We start from the raw sequence: 6,118 nt of genomic DNA, 5'->3' as shown, positions 1-6,118 counted from the left end.
GAATAATAATTTTTACATTTCAGTATAAATAATCTAATATTATTTTAACTTTAGCACAAACTGTTCTATCCTATCCAGTCCTTTTTTTATATTTTCCATGGAAGTAGCATAAGACAATCTTACATATCCATCTATTCCAAATCCTAGTCCAGGCACTACCGCAACTTTTTCTTTTTCAAGCAGCAGATTTGAAAATTCAAGTGAATTCTCTATTTTTTGTCCATTAATAGTTTTTCCGAAAGTTTTTGATATATTCAGCATCACATAAAAAGCTCCTTCTGGTTTTAAACAAGAAAGTCCTTCAATCGCATCTATTTTTTTTATCATATATTCTCTTCTTTTTTTAAATTCACCTACCATGTTCTCAATCTGAGTACTTTCTCCATGTAAAGCTGCCAATGCAGCATACTGAGCTATGGAATTGGGATTTCCTGTAGTATGACTTTGAATGTTGGACATTAATTTGACTATATTTTTATCTGCAGCACAATACCCTATTCTCCATCCTGTCATGGAATATGTTTTAGAAACCCCATTTACGACAATTGTTCTTTCATAAGCATCCTGAGATATACTTGCTATACTAACATGACAGTTGTTTCCATAAATGAGTTTTTCATATATTTCATCTGACAAAATAAATATATCCTTCTCTTTGGCAAAATCAGCTATTTCTTTTAGTTCCTTCTCTGAATAAATGCTTCCTGTTGGATTATTAGGACTGTTGATTATGATCATTTTAGTTTTTTCAGTATAAGCCCTTTCTAAATCTTTTACAGTATACTTAAAATTATTCTCTTCCTTTGTATTAACAAATACCGGTACTCCATCCGAAAGCCTAACCAATTCAGGATAACTTACCCAATAGGGAACAGCTATAATAACCTCGTCTCCTGGATTTAATATGGCCTGGAATGTATTGCAGAGACATTGCTTTGCCCCTGTAGATATTATAATTTGATCTGTACTGTAGCTTAGATCATTGTCCACTTTAAATTTTTTTAAAATGGCTTCCTTAAGCTCTAAAATTCCAGAAGCAGGAGTATATTTTGTATAACCTTTTTTCATAGCAGCTACAGCAGCTTTTTGAATATTCTCTGGAGTATTAAAATCTGGTTCTCCAGCACCAAATCCTATTACATCTATTCCCTGAGACTTCATTTGCTTAGCTTTTGCAGTTATTTCCAGAGTTATAGACGATTGAATTTTTTCAGCTTTTTTTGACAATATCATTTTTATTCCTCCCTTTATTCAATTCACAATACAAAATTCACAGTTAATAAAAATTTTCAGCTTCTTGAAACCAATATCACTCCTACTATTATAAAACCCACTCCCAATATTCTCATAAGAGTTATATTTTCCTTGAATATAAAATAGGAAAATAGCATGATTATTATATATCCTAAACTCACCATAGGATATGCATAACTCAATTCTACCTTACTCAAAATTTTTATCCATAGGAGAAAACTCAGTCCATAGGATACAATTCCACACATTACAGGAATATTCTTCAATATGGATAAAATACTTGGTAATAAATATTTTAATGTAAAATCTAGCTGCAAATTTACAGCACCATATTTCACAAGTACCTGACCCATAGCTCCTAAAAATACCGATATCAATATCAATGAAGTCATAATCTTATCCCCTTAAATTTAAATGCCAAATATTTCAATGCAAAATAAAAATAACAAACAAACACAAATGTTTCAGGAAAAGCATATCTTCCCTGACCCTCTGTTACAAAATAAACTGAAGTAAACATAAAAAACAATATCAGCATATATAATTTGAACTCATCCAGTAAGTGACTTTCACCCTTGAAGATATTGAATAGTACTTTTAAAAAGTATATTAAAATATATATTATGGCAGGTAAAAAAACTAACAATCTTATAAAAATACTACTTGAAAATATCAAGCTATTGAGATTATGGCTTATTCCACTACCATAAGTACTGTACAATATATCATCTCCGAAAAAGTATGTGTTAAATAACCTCTTAAATCCCAATTTGATAAATTCTACAGGATGTGATTTTATCCATTTTTTCGCGGCATTACTTAACATTTTATTCTGCTGAGTTCTATTGGCATTTTTATATTGGCTGGTTTTTGCAATGGAATTCTCCACTTTATTTACATCCATCCATCTTCCATTACCATTCTGGGAATTATTGTTTATATATAAGACTATACCACCATTATTAGATACATATGTAAGCTGCCCCATTAATTTTGTGTTTCTGTATATCCAAGGTGAAATGACAACCCCACACACGATAAGCACAACAAGAGAATTTCTAAGGGATAACAGAAACTTTTTATGTTTTATAAAATCAACTAAAAACACAGCAAAGAAAAATACAATAAAAAAAGGTTTTATCATCGTGTTTAATCCTGTAAGTATACCTATGAGAAGATATTTGTATTTTGCATCTCCAAAGTAAAGACAGGTTATAGCCAAAAGTAAGCTTGTAAACATCAATTCCGTACCTAAAATACTATTATATACTATATTGCTGGGAAAGAGTACAAACACAAAAAATATTATTTTTCTGTCAATTTCCCTTAATTTTACTTTAAATAAAATATATTTTAAACACATATAATTTACAAAAGTAAAAAACAAATTAAATACTTTTGCTATAAAAACACTGGCCCCAAATAATTTAAATACTCCCGCCAGCACTATGGGGTATCCCACTGAAGTATAAGTATCTCCCCACTGCCCACCTCCAGCTATACTCACTGCTAAATTATAGTAATAACTAAAATCTGAAAACGGAACTGATTTTACAAATAATATCCACAACACAGATAAGAACATTCCAAATCCCATGACTATATTGTAATATTTGCTGCTATTTTTGTCGTTTTTTATATAATCTCCACTATTCCAAAAATTCTTAATCTCCATACTCAATTGATTTCCCTTCTGCTTTACAATTTAAGATATATTATAATTATAACAATTACTATCCATAATAGTATATTTATTAAAAAAGGAATATCCCTCTCAAAGACATCTTCCGGCTTCCCTCCTATATTTTTCCTATCCATTAAATACTCATACCTAAATATACCATATAGTACAAAAGGTATGGTAAACATCATAGTCCTACTTTGTGTAGAAGAAAAAGTATAAAGGCAGTAAGCCATTAGTACAGACGGATTCACTATAGTAAGCATTTTATCAATATTTTTTACAGAATATTTTTCCAATATCTTTCTGGAAGAACTGCTCTTATCTTTTAAAGTTATAATTTCACTCTTTCTCTTATTAAGTCCTAAGAACAAGGATAAAAGCACTGTACACAGAATTAACCAGGGTGATACTTCGACTCCTGTGGCCAAACTTCCACTTGCAACCCTCAAAACAAATCCAAAAGCAATAGTCATAACATCTATTATAACTAAATTTTTAAGTACAAAAGAATACAATATATTTACTATTATATATGTTAAATACACTGACAAAATTTTTACATTTAAAAAAGTACAGGAAAAATATACTATTGAAATAAACAATATAACATCTAAAATAACCGCTGCGCTTTTAGATATACGTCCGCTTGGAAGAGGTCTTTTTCTCTTATCAGGATGGCATCTGTCTTTTTCCACATCTACAATATCGTTCAATATATAGATTATAGAAGATGTGATACAAAATAGTACAAAAGTTATTACATTGACCTTTAATAGATCCAATCTTAAAAAATTTCCCGAAAAAATAACTGCTGCAAATACAAAAAAATTCTTAATCCACTGCTTAGGCCTCATCAATTCGAGTGCTGCCATCATAATTTTTCCCCCAAACTATATACATACTACAAAATTACTATATACCTTTTTACATTTTAACACAGTATTTCATATAGTCAACACAGCTTCTTAAACTATGTATGCAATTCATATATAAATAAGGACTTGAGATAGCTCCACAAGTCCCACATAAAATTTATTTTTTATCTTGGCTGCACAATAAGCTTAATTGCAGTTCTCTCTTCACCATCTATTTCAATGTCCGTAAATGCTGGAATACATATTAAATCGATTCCACTAGGTGCTACAAATCCTCTGGCAATAGCTATGGCTTTAATGGATTGATTCAACGCTCCTGCACCTATAGCCTGTATTTCAGCGGCTCCTCTCTCTCTTAGAACCCCTGCTAATGCTCCTGCAACTGAATTGGGACTTGATTTTGCTGAAACCTTTAATACTTCCATAATAAACCTCCTATATATTATAATAATATCTTTATTTATTATTGTTATTAAATATACTATTCTACAAAAGATCAAAAATTCCTTTTAGGTTTTGTAAAGGTTACAAAACCTAAAAGGAATACTTTCTTTCTATACTATTATAAAATTTTATTTATTATTTTGCATATTCAATTGCACGAGTCTCTCTAATAACATTTACCTTAATCTGACCAGGATATTCTAGTTCCTCTTCTATCTTTTTAACTACATTCCTTGCCATTTCAAAGGCCCCTGCATCATCAATATCTTCTGGTTTAACCATAATTCTAAGTTCTCTTCCCGCTTGAATGGCATATGACTTTTCTACGCCTTCACATGTATTTGCTATTTCCTCTAATTTTTCCAAACGCTTAATATAAGCTTCTAATGTTTCTCTTCTAGCTCCAGGTCTTGCTGCAGATATTGCATCTGCTGCTTGAACAAGCACCGCTTCTAAAGATTGAAATTCTACATCCCCATGGTGAGCTGCAATGGCGTTTACAATTATTGGTGATTCTCTATACTTTTTAGCAACCTCTGCGCCTATAACAGCATGAGGTCCTTCAACTTCATGATCCACAGCTTTCCCTATATCATGAAGTAATCCAGCTCTTTTAGCTATGGCAGGATCTATGCCAATTTCTGAGGCCATAAGGCCCGCTAAATATGCAACTTCAATAGAGTGCTTTAGGACATTCTGGCCATAACTAGTCCTGTATTTTAACCTACCTAATAATTTTATTAATTCCACATGAAGACCATGCACACCTGTTTCAAAAGTGGCCTGCTCTCCCTCTTCCTTAATATCACTTTCCAGTTCTTTTTCGGCCTTTTCAACCATTTCTTCAATTCTCGCTGGGTGTATCCTTCCATCAATTATAAGCTTTTCCAGTGCTATTCTTGCAACTTCTCTTCTTATAGGATCAAATCCTGACAATATTACTGCTTCAGGTGTATCATCTATGATCAAATCCACACCTGTCAAAGTTTCAAGAGCTCTTATGTTCCTACCCTCTCGCCCTATTATCCTTCCTTTCATTTCATCATTGGGCAGAGCTACAACATGTACTGTTGTCTCAGCTACATGATCCGCAGCGCATCTTTGAATAGCGCAAGTTATAATTTCTCTAGCTTTCTTATCAGCTTCCTCTTTAGCTTTGGTTTCCATTTCCTTAATCATCATAGCAGATTCATGTTTTATTTCTTTTCTTACTTTCTCTAATAAAATATTCCTAGCCTCTTCTGAACTCAAACCTGACAATCTTTCAAGTTCATCTCTTTGTTTTTGATATAATTCATCCACCTTTATCTGTAACTTATCAACTTCCTGCTGTTTTTTATCCAGATTAATTTCTTTTTTTTCAAAAGCATCACTTTTTTTATCAAGCAATTCTTCTCTCTGTATTAATCTTCTCTCCAGCCTTTGTACTTCATTTCTCCTATCTCTAGATTCCTTTTCAACATCATTCTTTAATCTATGAATTTCTTCTTTAGCTTCTAGTATAGCTTCTTTTTTCTTGGATTCGGCTTCTCGCATAGCCTCTTCCTTCAATCTATTAGACTCCTCTTGAGCCTGTGCTTTTATAGCCTTTGCCTTATTTTTAATAATACTAAATTCAACTAGTAAGACAGCAACTATTATTATACCAGCAATAATCTCATATATTATTACGGAATTCACATGAACACCTCCTTTGCTCCTATTATAAAATCTATATCTCATTTAAATATGTAAGCATAGAAAAGGTGTCATATTATTCAATTGGCAATTCCTAAATATACGATAAACCAGAATTTGTCTTAATTTTATATTATATTTTAATTATTGTCAAGTTATATACATCTTATTCCATATATTAAAT

6 protein-coding genes are annotated in these 6,118 nt (G+C 31.5%); all 6 read right to left on the bottom strand.

What is annotated here, in order from left to right:
- Positions 1 to 39: 39 nt before the first annotated feature.
- On the bottom strand, positions 40 to 1,233 hold the full coding sequence (locus tag J5G60_RS15950) for a pyridoxal phosphate-dependent aminotransferase (RefSeq protein ID WP_150356422.1): 1,194 nt from the start codon (positions 1,231 to 1,233) through the stop codon (positions 40 to 42).
- Between the two features lie 56 nt (positions 1,234 to 1,289).
- Positions 1,290 to 1,646, bottom strand: coding sequence for an SMR family transporter (locus tag J5G60_RS15945; RefSeq protein WP_150356423.1), 357 nt, complete (start codon positions 1,644 to 1,646; stop codon positions 1,290 to 1,292).
- Complete coding sequence (locus J5G60_RS15940; RefSeq protein ID WP_150356458.1) at positions 1,643 to 2,929, bottom strand: hypothetical protein; 1,287 nt, start codon at positions 2,927 to 2,929, stop codon at positions 1,643 to 1,645. Before J5G60_RS15940 ends, J5G60_RS15945 begins: the two co-directional genes overlap by 4 nt.
- A gap of 23 nt (positions 2,930 to 2,952) precedes the next feature.
- Positions 2,953 to 3,813, bottom strand: a complete 861-nt coding sequence (locus tag J5G60_RS15935; RefSeq protein ID WP_150356424.1) for a decaprenyl-phosphate phosphoribosyltransferase — start codon at positions 3,811 to 3,813, stop codon at positions 2,953 to 2,955.
- Positions 3,814 to 3,977: 164 nt separating this feature from the next.
- Positions 3,978 to 4,238, bottom strand: a complete 261-nt coding sequence (locus J5G60_RS15930) for a stage V sporulation protein S (protein ID WP_150356425.1) — start codon at positions 4,236 to 4,238, stop codon at positions 3,978 to 3,980.
- A gap of 154 nt (positions 4,239 to 4,392) precedes the next feature.
- A complete protein-coding gene (gene rny / locus J5G60_RS15925; RefSeq protein ID WP_179977242.1) occupies positions 4,393 to 5,937 on the bottom strand; it encodes a ribonuclease Y in 1,545 nt (514 codons plus the stop codon).
- Positions 5,938 to 6,118: the final 181 nt, after the last annotated feature.

The organism is Clostridium sp. HV4-5-A1G (genome assembly GCF_900184915.1).
GTDB classification, from domain to species: Bacteria; Bacillota; Clostridia; order Clostridiales; family Clostridiaceae; genus Clostridium_B; species Clostridium_B aromativorans.
This window is presented reverse-complemented; position numbering and strand designations above follow the sequence as displayed.

Coding starts and splice junctions, on each gene's coding strand:
- J5G60_RS15950 (WP_150356422.1), bottom strand. CDS start 1,233: ATGATATTGTCAAAAAAAGCTGAAAAAATTCAATCGTCTATAACTCTG.
- J5G60_RS15945 (WP_150356423.1), bottom strand. CDS start 1,646: ATGACTTCATTGATATTGATATCGGTATTTTTAGGAGCTATGGGTCAG.
- J5G60_RS15940 (WP_150356458.1), bottom strand. CDS start 2,929: ATGGAGATTAAGAATTTTTGGAATAGTGGAGATTATATAAAAAACGAC.
- J5G60_RS15935 (WP_150356424.1), bottom strand. CDS start 3,813: ATGATGGCAGCACTCGAATTGATGAGGCCTAAGCAGTGGATTAAGAAT.
- J5G60_RS15930 (WP_150356425.1), bottom strand. CDS start 4,238: ATGGAAGTATTAAAGGTTTCAGCAAAATCAAGTCCCAATTCAGTTGCA.